The sequence below is a fragment of the Rhizobium sp. CSW-27 genome, from assembly GCF_018760785.1.
Lineage (GTDB): Bacteria > Pseudomonadota > Alphaproteobacteria > Rhizobiales > Rhizobiaceae > Neorhizobium.
In genome coordinates this window covers 610,014-627,841 of the sequence record NZ_JAHHZO010000002.1, presented here as the reverse complement: position 1 = coordinate 627,841, position 17,828 = coordinate 610,014, and the positions used below count along the sequence as shown (strand labels likewise).

Genomic DNA, 17,828 nt, shown 5'->3' with positions numbered 1-17,828 from the left:
GATAATTGGCGTGGGAAGGCCGTGGCGTGCCGTCATCAAAAGAGCCTCCGTGCCGTGTCAGCCCCGCCCGGTCACAGCCCGTGGTCTGGCAAGCGGCACGGAAAGCACCGCCGCCAGAAGCAGGAACACGGCGGCGATGCCCGAGGCGAGGCGAAAATCGCCGCTCCATTGCGTCGCCCAGCCGGCGACGAGCGGCCCGAGGATCTGGCCGGTGCCGAAGGCCGCCGTCATCAGGGCCAGTGCGCGGCGCTGGCTCTCCGGCGCAAGCGCGCGGGCGATCTGCAGCCCGTAGGCCGTCACCGTCATGAAGGTCAGGCCGAGCAGCAGGCCGCCCAGCAATGCGCCGGTGACCGGCGGCATCAGCACCGAGGCCAGCACGCCGCAGGCCTCCAGCAGAAGACACAGAAGATAAATTCTCCCAAGGCCGATCCGTGCGGCAAGCGGCCGCAACAGGAAGAGCGAGACAGCCGCCGCAAGCCCGGTGACCAGCCAGGCGCCGGCTTCCACTGCCGGACCGGCAGCCGCCATGCGCACGATGGCCACCAGAAAGGTGGCGGTGACGACATAGCCGAAGCCGAACAGGCCATAGGACAGGGTCAGCAGCACCAGCGGCCGCGTCCAGCGCATCGGCGGTTCGGCTCCGCCCTGCCGTCCCGCCATGGGCGGCGGCAGGTGGCGCGCCACCCAGAAGACCATCAGCAGCACCAGCGCGGCACCGGCAAGCCAGTCCATCCGCCAGCCATGCGCCGCATCGCCCGCCGCCCGCTGGATCAGGAAGGCAAGCACGGAGGAGAGCGCGATGCCCGCACCGACACCGCCGAAATGCACGGCCTGCACGGATGGGCGTCCCGAAGCGCGTGGCAGCACGATTGAAGTGGTGAAGATCATCGCAAAGGCGCTGGCGAGCCCGGCGAGAAACCGGATGAGAATGAAGAGCGGCAGGCTTGTGGTCAGCGCCATGGCCAGCAGCAGCAGGGCCGTGGCAACCAGGGCGCCCAGCGCCCAGCCCCGTTCGCGCCCCGCCGCCCAGGACTGGCTGGCCAGCAGCGCCCCGGCCAGATAGCCGGCGAAATTGCCCGCCGCGATCAATCCCGCCTCGGCGGCGGAAAGCGGAATGCCGCTCATCATGCCGGGCAGCACCGGTGTAAAGAAGAAGCGTCCGAAGCCCATGGCGGCGGCCATGGCAATGGCACCGGCAAAGCCGGTGAGCAGCGGACGTTCAGGATAGACCGACAAGGACATGCCCCTTCGTCGCAATAAAGCAGGGCCGGCACAATGCAGGAATTCTGACGCATCCCATCAGAGTTCGTAATGCAGGCGCGTGGTCAGGCGCGGCCGCTCAGGCGGCACTTGCCTTCAAGACGAAATCGGCCTCGATCTCGTCATAGGGCACACGAAGCAAACCCGCCTCATTCCGTTCTACCAGCCCCCAATCGATCAGCAGTGCAACATCCTCATGCACACGCTTGACGTCGCGCTCAAGGGACCGGGCAAGCCCCCGAAGGCTTGAAGGCCCCAACCGTTGCAAGTGCTCCACCAGGTCCCAACGTTTGGGCGAAAGAACGGAAAAGAGCTGTGCAGGGCTCTCGAAGGTCAGAATGACAAGAGGCTGACAAGCCACATCGCCCGCCCACGCCTGCTTGAACCGTTCGCCCATAGCTTGCAGATCGCCCTTGACGTCAACGCTCCGTCTAATCCGGATCAAGGCTTTGGTCATCATCCAATCTCCTCATGACTTCCCGGAGAAAGTCGTCGATCAATTGTTCCGCGCTGGTGAAATGGTAGGGATACTCCTGGCCGTCGAGGTGATAGTGATCTCCCTTCCCCCGCTCATTGTCGAACCCGACGATGCACACGCCATGACGGCCGAAGTAGAGACTGTATTTGAACGGGTGCTCGCTCGCGAGGACGGGGGTCGGAACAAGCCAAAGCACCATCTCGACGATCGAACCATCTGCGAAAATGCGCTTGTCATGCATCAGCTTGACGGCTTTCATGACAATCATTAAGCGGCAACGGCACGCCGTTGTCAATTAGGCCAACAGAACAACAGGCGCCGCCACCCCTACTCCGCCAGCGTCAGGATCAGCGGGCCGTTACGGGTCACGACGATGGTGTGCTCGAACTGCACGGTCGGAGCGCGGGGGTCGCTGTAGAGCGTCCAGGGATCGCCGTTGCCGCCGTCTTCGGCCCATTCACCGCCGAGCGACAGGAAGGGTTCGACGGTGAAGACGAGGCCCTCTTCCATGATGCGGCTTTCGTCGGCATCCGGCCAGGTCGGCACCTCGGTCGGCTCCTCATGCAGGGAGCGGCCGATGCCATGGCTGGCGAGGTTGGTGATCAGCGTATAGCGGTTCTTGCGGGCGAAAACGCCGATGGCATTGCCGATGCCGGCAATTGGCTTGCCGGTCTTCACCTGCTGCAGGCCGGTCCACAGCGCCCGGCGGCCATCGCGCACCAGCTTCTCGATCTCGCGTTTGACCGGCGGCACCGCGAAGGAGGCGCCGGTATCGCCAAAGAAGCCGTCCTTGACGGCGGAGACATCGATGTTGACGAGGTCACCGGCCGCAATCACCCGGCTGCCCGGAATGCCGTGCGCCACTTCCTCGTTGACGCTGATGCAGGTGGCGCCCGGAAACTGGTAGCAGAATTCCGGCGCCGACTGAGCGCCGTTCTCCTCCAGCACCCTGCGGCCGATCTGATCGAGTTCCAGCGTGGTGATGCCCGGCTCCAGCGCCTTGGCCATCACCTCGATGGCCTGGGCGCAGATGCGCCCGATGGCCTTCAGCTTCTGAAGTTCGTCGTCGCAGGTGATGATCATGGGCAGAATTCCGGCTTGTCTTTTCAGGCGGCCGGTTTCGCGCCATCCTTCGCAGGCGTCAACGCTTTTCTGACGAGGGGGGCGACACGGGTGCCGAAAAGCTCGATGCCGCGCATGATCTGGTCATGCGGCATCAGGCCGATCGCCATCTGGATCAGCAGACGGTCATTGCCGAACACCGTGTGGGCGGCGACGATCTTTTCCGCCACCGTTTCCGGATCGCCGACAAAGAGATTGCCGGGTGCCGAGCGGGCACGGTCGAACTGGGCGCGGTTCGTCGGCGGCCAGCCACGCTCGCGGCCGAGCCGGTCCATCACGGCCGCCTGCGGGCCATAGAACTGGTCGGCCGCCTTGTCGGTCGTATCGGCGACGAAGCCATGCACGTTGATGCTGGTCTTCAGCGTTTTCGGATCATGCCCGGAGCGGCGAGCCGCCTCGCGATAGAGATCGAAGAAGGGGGCGAAGCGGGCATAATCGCCGCCGATGATGGCGACCGCCAGCGGCAGGCCGAGCGCGCCGGCACGCGCCACCGATTGCGGCGTACCGCCGACGGCAATCCAGACCGGCAGCTTCTCCTGCAGCGGGCGCGGATAGACGCCGCGGCGATTGATCGGTGCGCGCAGTTCGCCTGCCCATTCAACGATCTCGTTGTCACGCAGCGTCAGCAGCAGGTCGAGCTTTTCCGAAAACAGCCGGTCGTAATCGTTGAGGTCATAGCCGAACAGCGGATAGGATTCGATGAAGGAGCCACGCCCCGCCATGATTTCCGCCCGCCCGCCGGAGAGAAGGTCGACGGTCGCAAACTGCTGGAAGACGCGGATCGGATCATCCGAACTCAGCACCGAAACGGCGCTGGTGAGGCGGATGTTCTTCGTCTTGACAGCAGCCGCCGCCAGCACCGTGGACGGCGAGGAAACGGCATAATCCGGCCGGTGATGTTCGCCGAGGCCGAAGACATCGAGCCCCACCTGATCGGCAAGCTCGATCTCTTCCAGAAGATGCTTCAGGCGCGTGGCGGCACCCTGGCCGCGGCTGCCGCTTGAAATGTTCGGATCGACATCCGCAAAGGTGTAAAGGCCAAGTTCCATGCGATCCTTCCTTGTGGTTCAAGCCCGCTAGATAGGGAGGGAGAGTGCCGCAATAAACAGGAAAGTTTCGAAGGGGTCGTTCGAAAAACTGGATAATGGCGGATCGCTAATATGAATCCGTTGCCCGTAACTTACACTGATCCATTGACAGGAAGTGTCAGCGCCTACACTTGAAATGGCAAAAAACCTTGAAAACTAAGGGGGAAACAGATTCAATCTGTCAGCAGATTTGACTATCCCTCTCCAAAGATTCAGGGTTTCCTTTGCGCCCGCTGCGCGGCGAGCACGCAACGCCCCTCCCCCGCCCACCTCTGGCGGATCGACGCAGGGACGCTATAGTCCGCCGGCATTTGCCACACGAGGACCCCATGGCCGATCTTTCCGCTTTCCCCATCACCCGCCGCTGGCCGGCTGCCAATCCCGAGGTCCTGCAGCTCTATTCGACGCCCACGCCGAACGGCGTGAAGGTGTCGATCATGCTGGAGGAAACCGGCCTCGCCTACGAGCCGCACTTCATCAATATCGGCCAGAACGAGACCTGGGGCGAGGAATTCCTTTCGCTCAACCCGAACGGCAAGATCCCGGCCATCCTCGATCCGAACGGCCCGGACGGCACGCCGCTGGCGCTGTTCGAATCCGGTGCGATCCTGATCTATCTTGCCGAAAAGACCGGCCGGTTCCTGCCGAAGGATGCGAGCTCCCGCTACGAGACGATCCAGTGGGTGATGTTCCAGATGGGCGGCATCGGCCCGATGTTCGGCCAGTTCGGCTTCTTCCACAAGTTTGCCGGCAGGGAGATCGAGGACAAGCGCCCGCGCGACCGCTATCTCAACGAAACCAGGCGCCTGCTCGGCGTGCTCGACCAGCGACTGACCGGCCGCGATTTCATGATGGGCGAGGATGTCACCATTGCCGATTTCGCGATCGTCGGCTGGATCCGCTCGCTGATCGGTTTCTACGAGGCGCGCGATCTTGTCGAATACGACAGCCGGGCCAGCCTCTCCGCCTGGTTCGAGCGCATGATGGCCCGGCCCGGCGTGCAGCGTGGCGTGGAGATCCCGGCGCGGCCCTGAGGCATTGACAGCACACGCCCCATCAACCCTTTGTGAGCCGTGGCCGCGAAGGGTTGATCCCGCCATTAACCATTCGCTAACTCTCCTGCCGAACAATCGCGCGCTGTCGCACCCGCCGCTCTTTCGCGTGCGGGCTGTATCCATCCGCCATGATCAGGAGAGTTCGATGTCCCGCAAGACATGCGCCCTAGCCGTTTCCGCCGTCCTGCTGTCCGCACTCAGCGCCAGTGCCCAGCCCACCCGGATCAAGCAGTTCGATGCATGGGGCGTCTATTCTTATGGCAAGGGCAGCGGCAAGAGCTGCTATGTTCTGTCCGTTCCCACCACGCAGTTGCCGACCAATGTGAACCATGGTGACAACTTCTTCCTGGTCGCACCGCAATCGGGCGCCTCGCCCTTCATGCCGCAGGCGATCATGGGCTATACCGTGAAGGAAGGCTCGCGCATCACGCTGACCATCGGCAATGACAGCTTTACGCTGGTCCCGAAGGATCATGCCGCCTGGGTGCGCGATCCGGCCCGCGAGCCGGCACTGGTGGCCGCCATGCGCGGCGGTTCCGACATGACGCTGAAGGCGACATCCGCCCGCGGCACCGACACCACCTATACCTATTCCCTGAAGGGGGTGACGGCGGCGCTGCAGGCGGTGCGCAACTGCCGCTAAGGGCACGCTACAACCCATTGCCAGGCAAGCCCCTTTGAGCATAACCTCCCTTGTCGCGCCGCAGCATGACGGCCACACGAGGGAGGAAAAACCATGGCAAGAACCGTCGTCGTCACCGGCTCCACCAGCGGCATCGGGCTCGGGATCGCCCGCGCCTTTGCCGCCGATGGCGCCAATGTGGTGATCAACGGCTTCGGCAAGGCGCAGGAGATCGAGGCGGCACGCGCCGCTCTCGACGATCTCGGTGAAGGCAAGGTGCTCTATCACGGCGCCGACATGACCAAACCGGACGAGATCGCCGATCTGATCGGACTTGCCGAAAAGAGCTTTGGCACCGTCGACGTGCTCGTCAACAATGCCGGCATTCAGCATGTGGCGAAGATCGAGGATTTCCCGACGGAAAAATGGGATCAGCTGATCGCCATCCTGCTCTCGTCCGCCTTTCACACCATGCGCAACACCATTCCGCTGATGAAGAAGGCGGGCAAGGGCCGCATCATCAATGTGGCCTCCGCGCATGCGCTTGTTGCATCGCCCTTCAAATCGGCTTATGTCGCTGCAAAGCATGGGGTCTTGGGTCTGACCAAGACGGCCGCACTGGAATTGGCCGAATTCGGCATTACGGTGAACGCCATCTGCCCCGGCTACGTGTTGACGCCGCTCGTGGAAAAACAGATCCCCGATACAGCGCGCGAACGTGGCATCTCGGAAGAGGCGGTCAAGACGGAGGTCATGCTCCGCCTGCAGGCGACGAAGGAATTCGTCTCCATCGAGGAAGTCGCAGCCACCGCCCTCTTCCTCGCCAGCGACGCAGCACGACAGATCACCGGAACACACATCTCCATCGATGGCGGCTGGACCGCCCAATAACGCGCAACAGGGAACCCGCATGACGTCAGCCATCCGTTTCATTCTCAATAGCGAAGAGGTTTCGCTGGGCGACTTTGCCCCCACCGAAACATTGCTCGATTATCTGAGGCTCCGGAAACGGCTGACAGGCAGCAAGGAAGGCTGCGCCGAGGGCGATTGCGGCGCCTGTACCGTGCTCGTCGGCCGGCTGATCGGCGGCGCGCTGCGCTATGAAAGCGTCAATGCCTGCATCCGCTTCGTGGGCTCGCTGCATGGCACGCATGTGGTGACGGTGGAGCATCTGGCCGGCAGGGACGGTCGTCTCCACCCTGTCCAGCAGGCAATGGTCGACTGTCACGGCTCGCAATGCGGCTTCTGCACGCCGGGCTTCGTGATGTCGCTCTACGGGCTGTGGATGGCCAACGAAAATCCCAGCCGCGCGGACATCGAAATTGCGCTTCAGGGCAATCTCTGTCGCTGCACCGGCTACGAGCCGATCATCAAGGCGGCGGAACAGGTGGCTGCCGCCAGACCCAGCGCGCTGTTCGACCCGATCGAACGCGACCGGGCCGAGATCATGGCCAAACTCTGGACCATCCGCGCCTCCTCCGACACGATCCGCATCGAGAAGGGCGGCAGGCAGGCAATCGTTCCGGGCACGCTTCAGGCGCTCGCGCAGGTACTCCACGACAATCCCGCCGCCACGATCGTCGCCGGCGCCACCGATGTAGGCCTCTGGGTCACCAAGCAGATGCGGCCGATCAATCCGGTCGTATTCATCAATCATCTGACGGACCTGCAAACCATTACCGAGGACGAGACAGGCATCGTGATCGGCGCGGGCGTCACCTATGCCCAGGCCTTCGCGGTGCTGGAGGCCTATCATCCGGCGCTCGGACGGCTGATCGATCGCATCGGCGGCCAGCAGGTGCGCAACATGGGCACCATCGGCGGCAACATTGCCAACGGCTCGCCGATCGGCGACACGCCGCCGGCGCTGATCGCGCTCGGCGCCACCGTCACATTGCGCTCCGTCACCGGAAGCCGGACGCTGCCGCTTGCGGACTTCTTCATCGACTACGGCCGGCAGGACCGCCAGCCCGGTGAATTCGTGGAGAAACTCACGCTGCCGCCTGCCGATGACGAGGCCTTCTTCGCCACCTACAAGATCTCGAAGCGCCGCGACGAGGACATTTCCGCGCTTTGCGGTGCCTTCTACCTGACACTCGACGGCGAAGGCTGCGTCGAGACCTGTCGCATCGCCTTCGGCGGCATGGCCGGCACGCCGAAGCGCGCCAAGGCCGTCGAGGAGGCTCTCATCGGCCGTCCCTGGAGCTGGAACACGGTCGCCTCCGTGCGCGACGCCTTCGACGAGGATTACCAGCCGCTGACCGACTGGCGGGCCACCGCGGAATACCGCTCGCTTGCAGCCAAGAACCTGCTCACCCGTTTCTTCCTGGAAACCGCCGGCCAGCCACAGGAACTGGCGCGGTTCGAGCCCGAGGAGGCGTGAGGGATGGCGAGCCGCACTGAAGGTAAGAGGAAAAACCCCTCCCCACCCCCTCCCCACAAGGGGGAGGGGCTTAACGTGCCGCACCCTCAGCACTCATATTTTGCGAAGGCGTTGCCGCGAGTCCTTTCCCCCCTTGTGACGGGGTCCGAAGGACGGGTCGAGACGCGTGGCTCGACCCCAAAGGCGGCAGCCAGAGGGGGACTTTCTTTGGCCGGACAGAGCAACCGCCACCAGCCAATTGCAAAACATGACTTCATCGAAGGAGCCCGCTGATGGATACCACCACCTTCGACACCAAGGACACCATCAACGGCCCGATGCATGCCTCGCTCCGCCATGATTCGGCGCACAAGCATGTCACCGGCAGCGCCGAATATATCGACGACATCCCCGAACCCGCCGGCACGCTGCATGCGGCGCTGGGCCTTGCCGACCGCGCCCATGCAGACATCCTGTCCATCGATCTCTCGGCGGTCAAAGCCGCCCCCGGCGTGGTCATGGTCCTGACGGCGGACGACATTCCGGGCGTCAACGACGTCTCCTCCAATGGCAGCCATGACGAGCCGCTGCTGGCAACCAGCAAGGTCGAGTTCCACGGCCAGCCGATCTTTGTCGTGATTGGCGAAACCCGCGACCAGGCCCGCCGGGCCGCCCGTCTGGCGAAGATCGAATATCGTGACCTGCCGCACTGGACGGATATCGACAGCGCGCTGGAAAACAATGCGCCGCTGGTCGTCACGCCGATGACGCTGAAGCGCGGCCAGCCGGAAACCGAGATGGCCAAGGCACCGCGCCACCTCACCGGCCGCTTTTACATCGGCGGCCAGGAGCATTTCTATCTGGAAAGCCAGATCGCTTTTGCCATTCCCGGCGAAGACGAGGATGTGACCGTCTGGTCCTCCACCCAGCACCCGACGGAGGTGCAGCATATGGTGGCGCATGTTTTGAACTGCGCCAGCCATGCGGTGACCGTCAACACCCGCCGCATGGGCGGCGGTTTCGGCGGTAAGGAAACGCAGGGCGCGCATTTTGCCTGTCTCGCAGCCATCGCGGCCAAGAAGCTCAACCGTGCCGTCAAGTTCCGCCCCGACCGCGACGAAGACATGATGGTGACCGGCAAACGGCACGATTTCCGCGTCGATTACGAACTGGGCTTCGATGACGAGGGCCGCATCCACGCGGTGGACGCGACGTTCGCGGCGCGCTGCGGTTTTTCCTCCGACCTGTCCGGCCCGGTGACCGACCGCGCGCTGTTTCACGCGGATTCCAGCTACTTCTACCCGCATGTGCATCTGACCTCGAAGCCGCTGAAAACCCACACCTGCTCGAACACCGCGTTTCGCGGTTTCGGCGGCCCGCAGGGCATGGTCGGCGGCGAACGTTTCATCGAGGAGATCGCCTATGCGGTCGGCAAGGACCCGCTCGATATCCGCAAGCTGAATTTCTATGGAGAGCCCGGCTCCGGCCGCACGCTGACGCCCTACCACCAGGAGGTGGAGGACAATATCCTGATGCGGCTGGTGGAGGAACTGGAAACCTCCAGCGACTACCGCGCGCGGCGCCAGGCGATCCTGGAGTTCAACGAGAACAGCCCGGTCATCCGCAAGGGGATCGCGCTGACGCCGGTCAAGTTCGGCATTTCCTTCACGATGACCGCCTTCAACCAGGCCGGCGCGCTGGTGCATGTCTATTCGGACGGGTCGATACACCTGAACCACGGCGGCACCGAAATGGGGCAAGGCCTCTACACCAAGGTGGCGCAGGTGGTGGCCGATACCTTCAACGTCGATATCGAGCGGGTGAAGATCACCGCCACGACCACCGGCAAAGTGCCGAACACGTCCGCCACCGCCGCCTCCTCCGGTTCGGACCTGAACGGCATGGCGGCCTTTGATGCGGCGCGCCAGATCAAGGACCGGCTGATCGATTTCGCCTGCCGCAAATGGCAGGCGAAAGCCGGCGATGTCGAGTTTCTCCCGAACCGCGTCCGCATCGGCACCGAGACGGTGAGCTTCGACGCGCTGGTGAAGGCCGCCTATTTCGACCGCGTGCAGCTCTCCGCCGCCGGTTTTTACAAGACGCCCAAGATCCATTGGGACCGTGCCGCCGGCAAGGGCCGGCCCTTCTTCTACTTTGCTTATGGCGCCGCCTGCTCGGAAGTCTCGATCGACACGTTGACCGGCGAATATATGGTCGACCGCACCGATATCCTCCACGATGTCGGCAAATCGCTGAACCCGGTGATCGACATCGGCCAGGTGGAAGGCGCTTTCGTGCAGGGCATGGGCTGGCTGACGACCGAGGAACTGTGGTGGGACGCCAAGGGGCGGCTGCGCACGCATGCGCCTTCGACCTACAAGATCCCGCTCGCCTCCGACCGGCCCAAGATCTTCAACGTTAAGCTGGCGGAATGGTCGGAAAACCGCGAACAGACGATCGGCCGCTCCAAGGCCGTCGGCGAGCCGCCTTTCATGCTGGGCATTTCGGTGCTGGAGGCGCTCTCCATGGCGGTGGCCTCGATCGCCGATTATAGCGTCTGCCCGCGTCTCGATGCCCCCGCCACACCGGAGCGCGTGCTGATGGCGGTGGAGCGCCTGAAGGCCCTGTGACGGGGATCTTTTCATTTCTGTCAGGCAGTTGGGCTCGGCTTAGCCCGCCCAACCCCAACAAGACGCACGCATGCCTTCCACAAACCAGAGGTCGTCCATCATGACCGCCCTCACAGCCTTCCTCGCCCAAAACCCCGACACCATCCTCGTCACCATCACGCAGGCGAAGGGTTCGACGCCGCGGGAGGAAGGGGCCTTCATGCTGGTGTCCGCAACAGACACGTTCGGCACCATCGGCGGCGGGCAATTGGAATTTTTGGCGATCGACAATGCCCGGGCCCTGCTGTCCGGCAGCGGCCAAACACAGATGGATGTGCCGCTTGGGCCGGAGATCGGCCAATGCTGCGGCGGGCGGACCCTCTTGTCGTTCCGCACAGTCACGCCACCGGTGGCGGCGGACCTTGAGTCACGGGCTGCCGCAGAGTCCGCCGCCTATCCCGGCGTCATGCTGTTCGGCGCGGGGCATGTAGGCCACGCATTGGCGGCAGCGCTTGCGCCCCTGCCCTTCCGGGTGACGGTGGTGGAAACACGCGCCGAGGCACTGCAAGGCCTTCCCGAAACGGTGACGGCACGGCATGTCGCTATGCCGGAAGCTCTCGTCAAGGACCTCCCGCCCGGCAGCGCCGTCGTCATCCTGACGCATGACCATGCGCTGGACTTCCTGATCGCCCGCGAGGCTTTGGCGCGCGGCGACCTTGCCTATGTCGGCATGATTGGTTCCGCCACCAAACGCGCCACCTTCAAGAACTGGCTGGCGCGCGAAACGGAAGGAACCGTATCGAGCGAGGCGCTTGTGCTGCCGATCGGCGGAACAGCCGTGCGCGACAAACGCCCGGCGGTGATTGCGGCGCTGGTGGCCGCCGAACTGGTGACCCTGCTTGCAGGGACCAGCTAAAGCGGACGCCGGAGAAACACGTCTCGCGCCGCGTCAAAGGCATTGGGCGAGCGGCACGGCGGGTGGCGCCGATCATGAAGATCGGTCATGCCGAGATCCTGCTTGAGATGACCCGGCATCAGTTCCACATCAATCCTGTTGCTCCATGCGCGTACCACCTTCACCCGTGAGCGGCCCGGCAGACCGAAACCCGTGAGGTAATCACGCATCAATCGGCATAGGGCAATTCCCTGTAATATTCGCACCTTGCATCTCCATGGCGAGGAGTATTTACTGAACAGGATGCACGATATGAGATGAGCGATCCAATCGAAGCTTCGTCTCGATGGATCAAGAGGGCTGATGCATGAAACTGTCGAGGCAGTTCCCGCTGAATGCGCTTCGCGTGTTCGAGGCGGTGGCCCGCCACTTAAGCTTTACCAAGGCCGGAGAGGAACTCGGCCTGACGCAGACGGCCGTCAGCTATCAGGTGAAGCTGCTGGAAGAGACGCTGAAGGAAACGCTGTTCCTCCGCCAACCCCGCAAGATCCTTCTGACGGAGGCCGGTGCGCGGCTGGCACCGAAGGTGACGGAAGGTTTTGACATCCTGGCCTCGGCCCTCAACGAGATGCAGGGCGTCGCCGAGGGTACGCTGATCATCCATTCGACGCATACCTTTGCCAGCCATTGGCTGGCCCGGCATCTCGGCATCTTCCAGCTCGACAATCCGACAATTGCCGTTCGGCTGGAAACCTCGCAGGCGGTGATCGACTTCAGCAAAACCGAAGCTGATCTGGCGATCCGCGTCGGCACCGGCGAATGGCCAGGCCTCAAGTCGCATTTCGTCATGCGCAACCATTTCACCCCGATGCTGAGTCCAAGGCTTGCCGACACCATCGGCGGGGTGCGCGACCCGCTGGACCTCCTCAAGCTGAAGATCATCGATCCGAGCGATCCGTGGTGGCGCCTCTGGTTCACAGCGGCGGGCTATCCCGATGCGCCGCTCGAAAGTGCGTCGAGAAGCCGGCTCGGCTCGCAGGCGGTCGAGGCCGCCGCCGCCATTGCCGGCCACGGCGTCGCCATCCTGAGGCCCGACTTCTATCAGGATGACGTGGCGATGGGGCGCCTGATCCAACCCTTCGACCTCACCTGCGAGGACGGTTCGCATTACTGGCTGGTCTATCCGGAAGCCCGCCGCCAGACCGCAAAGGTTCGCGCCTTCCGGGCCTTCCTGCAGAAAACCCTGCCAAGCTTCGACAAGGGCCCGGACAGCGGCATCATGTAGAACTTTGTCCGTCAAAACCGGGGCAGTTTCGCAGCCGCAATGCGCGCCCACACATCATCCCTCGGTTTCGGCAACGGAGCTTGGGGTGCCGCCACATCCCGGGACAGCGCATCCGGCAGATCGTCGAGCCGCAGCGCCGCGGGTCGATTGCGGCTCGGCAGAAGCCGCTTTGCCCAAGCCCAGAACGCGCTTCTCCTCCGGGCAGAACCAGTGGTCCAGACCGCCATGATGGCCTCCGTCATCTGTTGATTTTTTTGTCGTTTCCGGATCGACAAATGCGCCGGTTTGCAGCCAGATACCAATTCAATCTGACAAGCGATCCAGAAAGAGAACTTATCGATGAAGCTATCGCGCCAGCTGCCGCTGAATGCACTCAGAGTATTCGAGGCGGTTGCGCGGCTCGGCAGTTTCACCAAAGCCGGCGAGGAACTGGGCATGACCCAGACGGCCGTCAGCTATCAGATCAAGCTGCTGGAGGAACATGTCGGCGAGATGCTGTTTCTGCGTCAGGCACGGCGCATCGAGCTGACATCAACGGGCGAACGGATGCTGCCCAAGGTCACGGAAGCATTCGGTCTTCTGACCGAGGCGGTGACCGAGGCGCGAGGCCAGGATGTCGGTATCCTGACGATCCATTCCACACCGACGTTCGCATCCCATTGGCTTGCCCGTCATATCGGCGCGTTCCAAATAGAACATCCGGGCTTGGCCATTCGGATTCTCCGCATGAACAGATCGGCGGACTTCTTCAGCGACAACGCCGACATTTCCATTCTGCGCAGTGAAGCACCGCCGCCCAACATGGAAAGCCAGGAGCTGTTCCGTCTCAATTTCGCGCCAATGCTAAACCCGAAGCTGGCCGAAACAATCGGCGGCGTGACGACCCCCGCGGATCTTCTGAAACTGCCGCTGATCGGCGCCAGCAGCAAATGGTGGGGAATGTGGTTTCGGTCTAGTGGCGTCGACACCCCCCTGCCGGGCACGATCACGATCGATGCCGACGGTGCACTGGATCTGGAAGGCAGCGCCGCCATTGCCGGTCACGGCGTGGCACTGCTGAGCCCGTTTCTTCACCAGGAAGAACTGGAGGCCGGCCGCCTGATCATGCCCTTCGACGTCTTCAAGAAGGACGACCGGAGCTATTGGCTGATCTCTCCGAAAAGCCGCCGCCAATCGGTCAAGGTACAGATCTTCCGCCATTGGCTACTGAAGACCCTGCCGCCCCAGATTTTGTTGCCGTCGGGTGCCGCTCAGTAGCTCATGTCGGGCGCATAAAAGCAGCGCAGCGTATCCTCGTTCGGATAGAGGCAGAGGTGATATTCCGCGTCGCGGCTGCGGCGCGCCTGGCTCTGCGGCACCTTGAAGTCATGGGCGCGGGTCACCAGCCTGTGGTCCCCCGGCTTCAGCTCGACCTCGTAGCCGCCGGCGACGATCTTGACGTTGCGCGTCGAGATCATCTGGCAGTCGCCGGTATGATTGTCTCCATTGCAGCAATAGGCTTCGTACTGCCAGCCTGACTGAGCCTCGTGCGCATTGGCACCAGAGGGGAACGCGTACGCAATCATCGCAATCGTCAGAATGCTTCGCATGAGCTTCTTCTCCGTAGATGAATGCCTTCACCCCGGTGAACCCGCAATACCCGCCTTCACCGGCTGTCTTGCAATCGACATATTAGCGCATTCGCATGATTCAGCGACAGCAATTTATTGCGATGCACAATTGGTAGCGCGCGACAGGCCCGCAACAGCCAGAACCGGCATTGGTTTCAAGCCGAGGCGTGCTGCGGCGCACCCTTTTCGCTTTTCTTCCCTGCAAATTTTTCGCAATGTGCCGAGTCGGGGAACGTGAAGGGAATGCGAGAATGTACGAATATGCCGTGGCCTGGGAATGGCTGAGCTTTGCTGCGCGCTGGCTGCATGTGATCACCGCGATCGCCTGGATCGGCTCCTCCTTCTATTTCATCGCGCTGGATCTCGGCCTGGTGAAGCGCCCTCACCTGCCGCCAGGCGCCTATGGCGAGGAATGGCAGGTGCATGGCGGCGGCTTCTACCACATCCAGAAATATCTGGTGGCGCCGGCGCAGATGCCGGAGCACCTCACCTGGTTCAAGTGGGAAAGCTATGTCACCTGGATGTCGGGCTTCCTGATGCTCGCCATCGTCTATTATGGCGGGGCGGACCTGTTTCTGATCGATCATTCCGTTCTCGAATTGCAGCCCTGGCAGGCCATCTGTCTGTCGCTCGCCTCGCTGTCGATCGGCTGGATCATCTATGACCAGCTCTGCAAGTCGCCGATCGGCGAAAACACCTGGGGACTGATGGCACTCCTCTACGTGGTGCTGGTCGCCATGGCCTGGGGCTATACGCAGGTCTTCACCGGCCGCGCCGCCTTCCTGCATCTCGGCGCCTTTACCGCCACCATCATGTCGGCGAATGTCTTCTTCATCATCATTCCGAACCAGAAGATCGTCGTGGCAGACCTGATTGCCGGTCGCACGCCGGACCCGAAATACGGCCGCATCGCCAAGCAGCGCTCGCTGCACAACAACTACCTGACGCTGCCCGTCATCTTCTTCATGCTGTCGAACCATTACCCGCTGGCGTTCGGCACGCAGTTCAATTGGGTCATTGCGGCGCTCGTCTTCCTGATGGGCGTCACCATCCGCCACTGGTTCAACACCACGCATGCCCGCAAGGGAAAGCCGACCTGGACCTGGCTCGTCACGGTGATCCTCTTCATCCTCATCATGTGGCTGTCGACCGTGCCGAAAGTGCTGACCGGCGAGAAGGCCGCCAGCCTCTCGCCGATCCAGCAGCGCTTCGTGGCAGATGCGCATTTCAGCGCAGCACGCGACGTGGTGCAGGGCCGCTGTTCCATGTGCCATGCGGCAGAACCCGTGTGGGAGGGCATCACCTTTCCGCCGAAGAGCGTGAAGCTGGAAACAGATGCGGAGATCGCCAAACACGCGCACGAGATCTATATCCAGGCCGGGCGCAGCCATGCCATGCCGCCCGGCAACATCACCGCCATCACGCCGGAAGAGCGCAAGCTTCTGACGGCCTGGTACGAAAGCGCGACAAACAGCGCCGGAGCAACACGATAACATGACCACTCTTCTTCGCGGCCGTCTTCTCTCCTTCCACCGCGCGCCGGACAATCTCGCCGATACGGCAAGCTATCTCTATGAAGAGGATGGCGGGTTGCTGGTCGAGGATGGCCGGATCCTCAAGGTCGGCTCCTACACGGATGTGAAGGCCGCCGCTCCGGAGGGTGCGCAGGAGGTCGATCACCGCCCGCATCTCATCCTGCCGGGCTTCATCGATATGCACGTGCATTTCCCGCAGATGCAGGTGATCGCCTCCTATGCCGCCAACCTTCTGGAATGGCTGAACACCTACACCTTCCCGGAGGAATGCCGCTTTGTGGAAAGCGCGCATGCGGCGCGCATCGCCACGCATTTCTACGACGAGTTCCTGCGCCAGGGCACAACGACCGCCGTCGCCTACTGCTCCGTGCACAAGACCTCCGCCGATGCCTTTTTTGCCGAAGCCATGCGCCGCAACATGTTGATGGTCGGTGGCAAGGTGATGATGGACCGCAACGCGCCGCAGGGCCTGCTCGACACGCCGCAACTGGGTTATGACGAGACCCGCGCCGTCATCGAACAGTGGCACGGCAAGGGCAGAAACCATGTGGCCATCACGCCGCGTTTTGCCATCACTTCGACACCGGAACAGATGGGTGCGGCACAAGCCCTGGCGAAGGAATTCCCGGACCTGCACATCCAGACGCATCTGTCGGAAAACCACGAGGAAATCCGCTACACCTGCGAGCTTTATCCGGAAGCGGCCGATTACACGGACATCTATGCCCGCTACGGCCTGCTGGGCAACAAGACGCTGCTCGGCCATGCCATCCACCTGTCGGAGCGCGAGGCGGACGTGCTGTCGGAGACCGGTTCGGTCGCGGTCCATTGCCCGACCTCCAACCTCTTTCTCGGCTCCGGCCTGTTTCCCCTGAAGGCGCTGGCGCGCCGGGAGAAGCCGGTGCGCATCGGGGTTGCCACCGATATCGGCGGCGGCTCCAGCTATTCCATGCTGAAGACCATGGACGAGGCCTACAAGATCCAGCAATTGCTGGGAGAACGCCTGAATCCGCTCAACAGCTTCTACCGCATGACCCGCGGCAATGCCGAGGCTCTGTCGCTTGTCGATCGCATCGGCACGCTGGAGGAAGGCACCGACGCCGACCTCGTCGTGCTGAACGCGAGCGCGACACCCGCCATGCGGCTGCGCATGGAAACGGTGAGCACGTTGCCGGAGGAACTGTTCCTGCTGCAGACGCTGGGCGACGACCGCAGCGTGGTGGAGACTTATGTGGCGGGCGCGGCGATGAAGCCGCAATCATGACCGCTTTCGGCTTGTCTTGTAAACTTCGGAGCGCTCGCGCTTTCCGACAGCCACGACGACGACAGTAATACGCTCGTCTTCCACCCGGTAGACCAGCCTGTAACCCGCAGCACGCAGCTTGATCTTGTAATGGTCGGCCAGTCCGCTCAGGCGATCTGCCGGAACATGCGGCGTAACCAGACGCTCGGCGAGTTTCTTCTTGAACTGTTCGCGAAGGGTCGCGCCCAGTTTCTCCCATTCCTTCAAAGCACTCGGAAGAAATTCCAGCCTATAGGTCATCAAGAGAAACCGGGATTCCGCGTTCTTCCTTTCGCTTCTGCACCAGATCGACAAGCGCTTGATCGTCCAGCGCGTCTATCATGGCTTCATAGGTGCTGGCGGGCACCATGTAGGCCATCACACGGTTATGGTTCAGCACCGCGACGGCGTGACCATCGGCGCTTTCGACAACGGCCGTCGGGTTCTTTTTCAGATCGGAGACGCTAACAGCGATTTCTGCTTCGACACGCTGCATGAAAGGTCTTTCTTCAGTACTGAATTAAGCACCTTATATCACCTATTTACCGCCTGTGACAGAGCCGCACAGCAGGTACAACCGAGCTGAAATTCGCTTTCCTCCCGCTCTCCATATGCTAGTTGTCGG

At 62.6% G+C, this 17,828-nt stretch carries 19 protein-coding genes; 10 read left to right on the top strand and 9 right to left on the bottom strand.

The window, feature by feature from the left end:
• Window positions 1–57: 57 nt before the first annotated feature.
• From KLP42_RS06570 to KLP42_RS06550, 5 genes are all read right to left on the bottom strand, one after another.
• The gene (locus KLP42_RS06570; protein ID WP_215565362.1) at window positions 58–1,242 is read right to left on the bottom strand and encodes a YbfB/YjiJ family MFS transporter; all 1,185 of its coding nucleotides are present in this window, start codon (window positions 1,240–1,242) and stop codon (window positions 58–60) included.
• Window positions 1,243–1,339: 97 nt separating this feature from the next.
• Window positions 1,340–1,720 carry an HVO_A0114 family putative DNA-binding protein gene (locus KLP42_RS06565; protein ID WP_252192784.1) on the bottom strand — a complete coding sequence of 127 codons (381 nt, stop codon included), beginning with the start codon at window positions 1,718–1,720 and terminating at the stop codon, window positions 1,340–1,342.
• The gene (locus KLP42_RS06560) at window positions 1,692–1,997 is read right to left on the bottom strand and encodes a toxin-antitoxin system TumE family protein (RefSeq protein ID WP_215565361.1); all 306 of its coding nucleotides are present in this window, start codon (window positions 1,995–1,997) and stop codon (window positions 1,692–1,694) included. The genes KLP42_RS06565 and KLP42_RS06560 overlap by 29 nt, the downstream gene beginning before the upstream one ends.
• 68 nt (window positions 1,998–2,065) lie before the next feature.
• The gene (map, locus tag KLP42_RS06555; protein ID WP_215565360.1) at window positions 2,066–2,821 is read right to left on the bottom strand and encodes a type I methionyl aminopeptidase; all 756 of its coding nucleotides are present in this window, start codon (window positions 2,819–2,821) and stop codon (window positions 2,066–2,068) included.
• A gap of 23 nt (window positions 2,822–2,844) precedes the next feature.
• Complete coding sequence (locus KLP42_RS06550) at window positions 2,845–3,909, bottom strand: LLM class flavin-dependent oxidoreductase (protein ID WP_215565359.1); 1,065 nt, start codon at window positions 3,907–3,909, stop codon at window positions 2,845–2,847.
• Window positions 3,910–4,277: 368 nt separating this feature from the next.
• Between KLP42_RS06550 and KLP42_RS06545 the strand changes: the two genes are divergently transcribed.
• The 7 genes from KLP42_RS06545 (at window position 4,278) to KLP42_RS06515 (ending at window position 12,776) form a co-directional block, all read left to right on the top strand.
• The gene (locus tag KLP42_RS06545; RefSeq protein ID WP_215565358.1) at window positions 4,278–4,982 is read left to right on the top strand and encodes a glutathione binding-like protein; all 705 of its coding nucleotides are present in this window, start codon (window positions 4,278–4,280) and stop codon (window positions 4,980–4,982) included.
• A 166-nt stretch (window positions 4,983–5,148) separates the two neighbouring features.
• The gene (locus KLP42_RS06540) at window positions 5,149–5,646 is read left to right on the top strand and encodes an invasion associated locus B family protein (protein ID WP_215565357.1); all 498 of its coding nucleotides are present in this window, start codon (window positions 5,149–5,151) and stop codon (window positions 5,644–5,646) included.
• Between the two features lie 93 nt (window positions 5,647–5,739).
• A complete protein-coding gene (locus tag KLP42_RS06535) occupies window positions 5,740–6,516 on the top strand; it encodes a 3-hydroxybutyrate dehydrogenase (protein ID WP_215565356.1) in 777 nt (258 codons plus the stop codon).
• A gap of 19 nt (window positions 6,517–6,535) precedes the next feature.
• Window positions 6,536–8,008, top strand: coding sequence for a xanthine dehydrogenase small subunit (gene xdhA / locus KLP42_RS06530; protein WP_215565355.1), 1,473 nt, complete (start codon window positions 6,536–6,538; stop codon window positions 8,006–8,008).
• 272 nt (window positions 8,009–8,280) lie between these two features.
• Window positions 8,281–10,617 carry a xanthine dehydrogenase molybdopterin binding subunit gene (gene xdhB / locus KLP42_RS06525; protein WP_215565354.1) on the top strand — a complete coding sequence of 779 codons (2,337 nt, stop codon included), beginning with the start codon at window positions 8,281–8,283 and terminating at the stop codon, window positions 10,615–10,617.
• Between the two features lie 100 nt (window positions 10,618–10,717).
• Window positions 10,718–11,512 (top strand): xanthine dehydrogenase accessory protein XdhC, encoded by a 795-nt coding sequence (gene xdhC, locus KLP42_RS06520; RefSeq protein WP_215565353.1) that lies wholly within the window; start codon window positions 10,718–10,720, stop codon window positions 11,510–11,512.
• A 346-nt stretch (window positions 11,513–11,858) separates the two neighbouring features.
• Window positions 11,859–12,776, top strand: a complete 918-nt coding sequence (locus KLP42_RS06515; protein ID WP_215565352.1) for a LysR substrate-binding domain-containing protein — start codon at window positions 11,859–11,861, stop codon at window positions 12,774–12,776.
• Window positions 12,777–12,787: 11 nt separating this feature from the next.
• Here the strand turns inward: KLP42_RS06515 and KLP42_RS06510 are convergent, their stop codons facing one another.
• Window positions 12,788–13,213, bottom strand: coding sequence for a hypothetical protein (locus tag KLP42_RS06510; protein WP_215565461.1), 426 nt, complete (start codon window positions 13,211–13,213; stop codon window positions 12,788–12,790).
• On the opposite strand from KLP42_RS06510, the gene KLP42_RS06505 reads away from it, so the two are divergent.
• Window positions 13,116–14,033, top strand: a complete 918-nt coding sequence (locus KLP42_RS06505) for a LysR substrate-binding domain-containing protein (protein ID WP_215565351.1) — start codon at window positions 13,116–13,118, stop codon at window positions 14,031–14,033. The genes KLP42_RS06510 and KLP42_RS06505 overlap by 98 nt on opposite strands.
• Here the strand turns inward: KLP42_RS06505 and KLP42_RS06500 are convergent.
• Window positions 14,027–14,365 (bottom strand): hypothetical protein, encoded by a 339-nt coding sequence (locus KLP42_RS06500; RefSeq protein WP_215565350.1) that lies wholly within the window; start codon window positions 14,363–14,365, stop codon window positions 14,027–14,029. The genes KLP42_RS06505 and KLP42_RS06500 overlap by 7 nt on opposite strands.
• Window positions 14,366–14,637: 272 nt before the next feature.
• On the opposite strand from KLP42_RS06500, the gene puuD reads away from it, so the two are divergent.
• Window positions 14,638–15,879, top strand: coding sequence for a urate hydroxylase PuuD (puuD, locus tag KLP42_RS06495; RefSeq protein ID WP_215565349.1), 1,242 nt, complete (start codon window positions 14,638–14,640; stop codon window positions 15,877–15,879).
• Window position 15,880: 1 nt separating this feature from the next.
• Entirely contained in the window at window positions 15,881–17,185 is a 1,305-nt protein-coding gene (gene guaD / locus KLP42_RS06490; protein ID WP_215565348.1) for a guanine deaminase, read from the top strand.
• On the opposite strand, the gene KLP42_RS06485 is transcribed toward guaD, so the two are convergent.
• Window positions 17,180–17,464, bottom strand: a complete 285-nt coding sequence (locus KLP42_RS06485) for a type II toxin-antitoxin system RelE family toxin (RefSeq protein WP_215565347.1) — start codon at window positions 17,462–17,464, stop codon at window positions 17,180–17,182. The genes guaD and KLP42_RS06485 overlap by 6 nt on opposite strands.
• A complete protein-coding gene (locus KLP42_RS06480; RefSeq protein ID WP_215565346.1) occupies window positions 17,454–17,699 on the bottom strand; it encodes a type II toxin-antitoxin system Phd/YefM family antitoxin in 246 nt (81 codons plus the stop codon). Before KLP42_RS06480 ends, KLP42_RS06485 begins: the two co-directional genes overlap by 11 nt.
• Window positions 17,700–17,828: the final 129 nt, after the last annotated feature.

Bases quoted from the DNA above. Each gene is read 5' to 3' on its own strand.
- KLP42_RS06570 (WP_215565362.1), bottom strand. From the start codon at position 1,242: ATGTCCTTGTCGGTCTATCCTGAACGTCCGCTGCTCACCGGCTTTGCC.
- KLP42_RS06565 (WP_252192784.1), bottom strand. From the start codon at position 1,720: ATGATGACCAAAGCCTTGATCCGGATTAGACGGAGCGTTGACGTCAAG.
- KLP42_RS06560 (WP_215565361.1), bottom strand. From the start codon at position 1,997: ATGAAAGCCGTCAAGCTGATGCATGACAAGCGCATTTTCGCAGATGGT.
- map (WP_215565360.1), bottom strand. From the start codon at position 2,821: ATGATCATCACCTGCGACGACGAACTTCAGAAGCTGAAGGCCATCGGG.
- KLP42_RS06550 (WP_215565359.1), bottom strand. From the start codon at position 3,909: ATGGAACTTGGCCTTTACACCTTTGCGGATGTCGATCCGAACATTTCA.
- KLP42_RS06545 (WP_215565358.1), top strand. From the start codon at position 4,278: ATGGCCGATCTTTCCGCTTTCCCCATCACCCGCCGCTGGCCGGCTGCC.
- KLP42_RS06540 (WP_215565357.1), top strand. From the start codon at position 5,149: ATGTCCCGCAAGACATGCGCCCTAGCCGTTTCCGCCGTCCTGCTGTCC.
- KLP42_RS06535 (WP_215565356.1), top strand. From the start codon at position 5,740: ATGGCAAGAACCGTCGTCGTCACCGGCTCCACCAGCGGCATCGGGCTC.
- xdhA (WP_215565355.1), top strand. From the start codon at position 6,536: ATGACGTCAGCCATCCGTTTCATTCTCAATAGCGAAGAGGTTTCGCTG.
- xdhB (WP_215565354.1), top strand. From the start codon at position 8,281: ATGGATACCACCACCTTCGACACCAAGGACACCATCAACGGCCCGATG.
- xdhC (WP_215565353.1), top strand. From the start codon at position 10,718: ATGACCGCCCTCACAGCCTTCCTCGCCCAAAACCCCGACACCATCCTC.
- KLP42_RS06515 (WP_215565352.1), top strand. From the start codon at position 11,859: ATGAAACTGTCGAGGCAGTTCCCGCTGAATGCGCTTCGCGTGTTCGAG.
- KLP42_RS06505 (WP_215565351.1), top strand. From the start codon at position 13,116: ATGAAGCTATCGCGCCAGCTGCCGCTGAATGCACTCAGAGTATTCGAG.
- KLP42_RS06510 (WP_215565461.1), bottom strand. From the start codon at position 13,213: ATGCCCAGTTCCTCGCCGGCTTTGGTGAAACTGCCGAGCCGCGCAACC.
- KLP42_RS06500 (WP_215565350.1), bottom strand. From the start codon at position 14,365: ATGCGAAGCATTCTGACGATTGCGATGATTGCGTACGCGTTCCCCTCT.
- puuD (WP_215565349.1), top strand. From the start codon at position 14,638: ATGTACGAATATGCCGTGGCCTGGGAATGGCTGAGCTTTGCTGCGCGC.
- guaD (WP_215565348.1), top strand. From the start codon at position 15,881: ATGACCACTCTTCTTCGCGGCCGTCTTCTCTCCTTCCACCGCGCGCCG.
- KLP42_RS06485 (WP_215565347.1), bottom strand. From the start codon at position 17,464: ATGACCTATAGGCTGGAATTTCTTCCGAGTGCTTTGAAGGAATGGGAG.
- KLP42_RS06480 (WP_215565346.1), bottom strand. From the start codon at position 17,699: ATGCAGCGTGTCGAAGCAGAAATCGCTGTTAGCGTCTCCGATCTGAAA.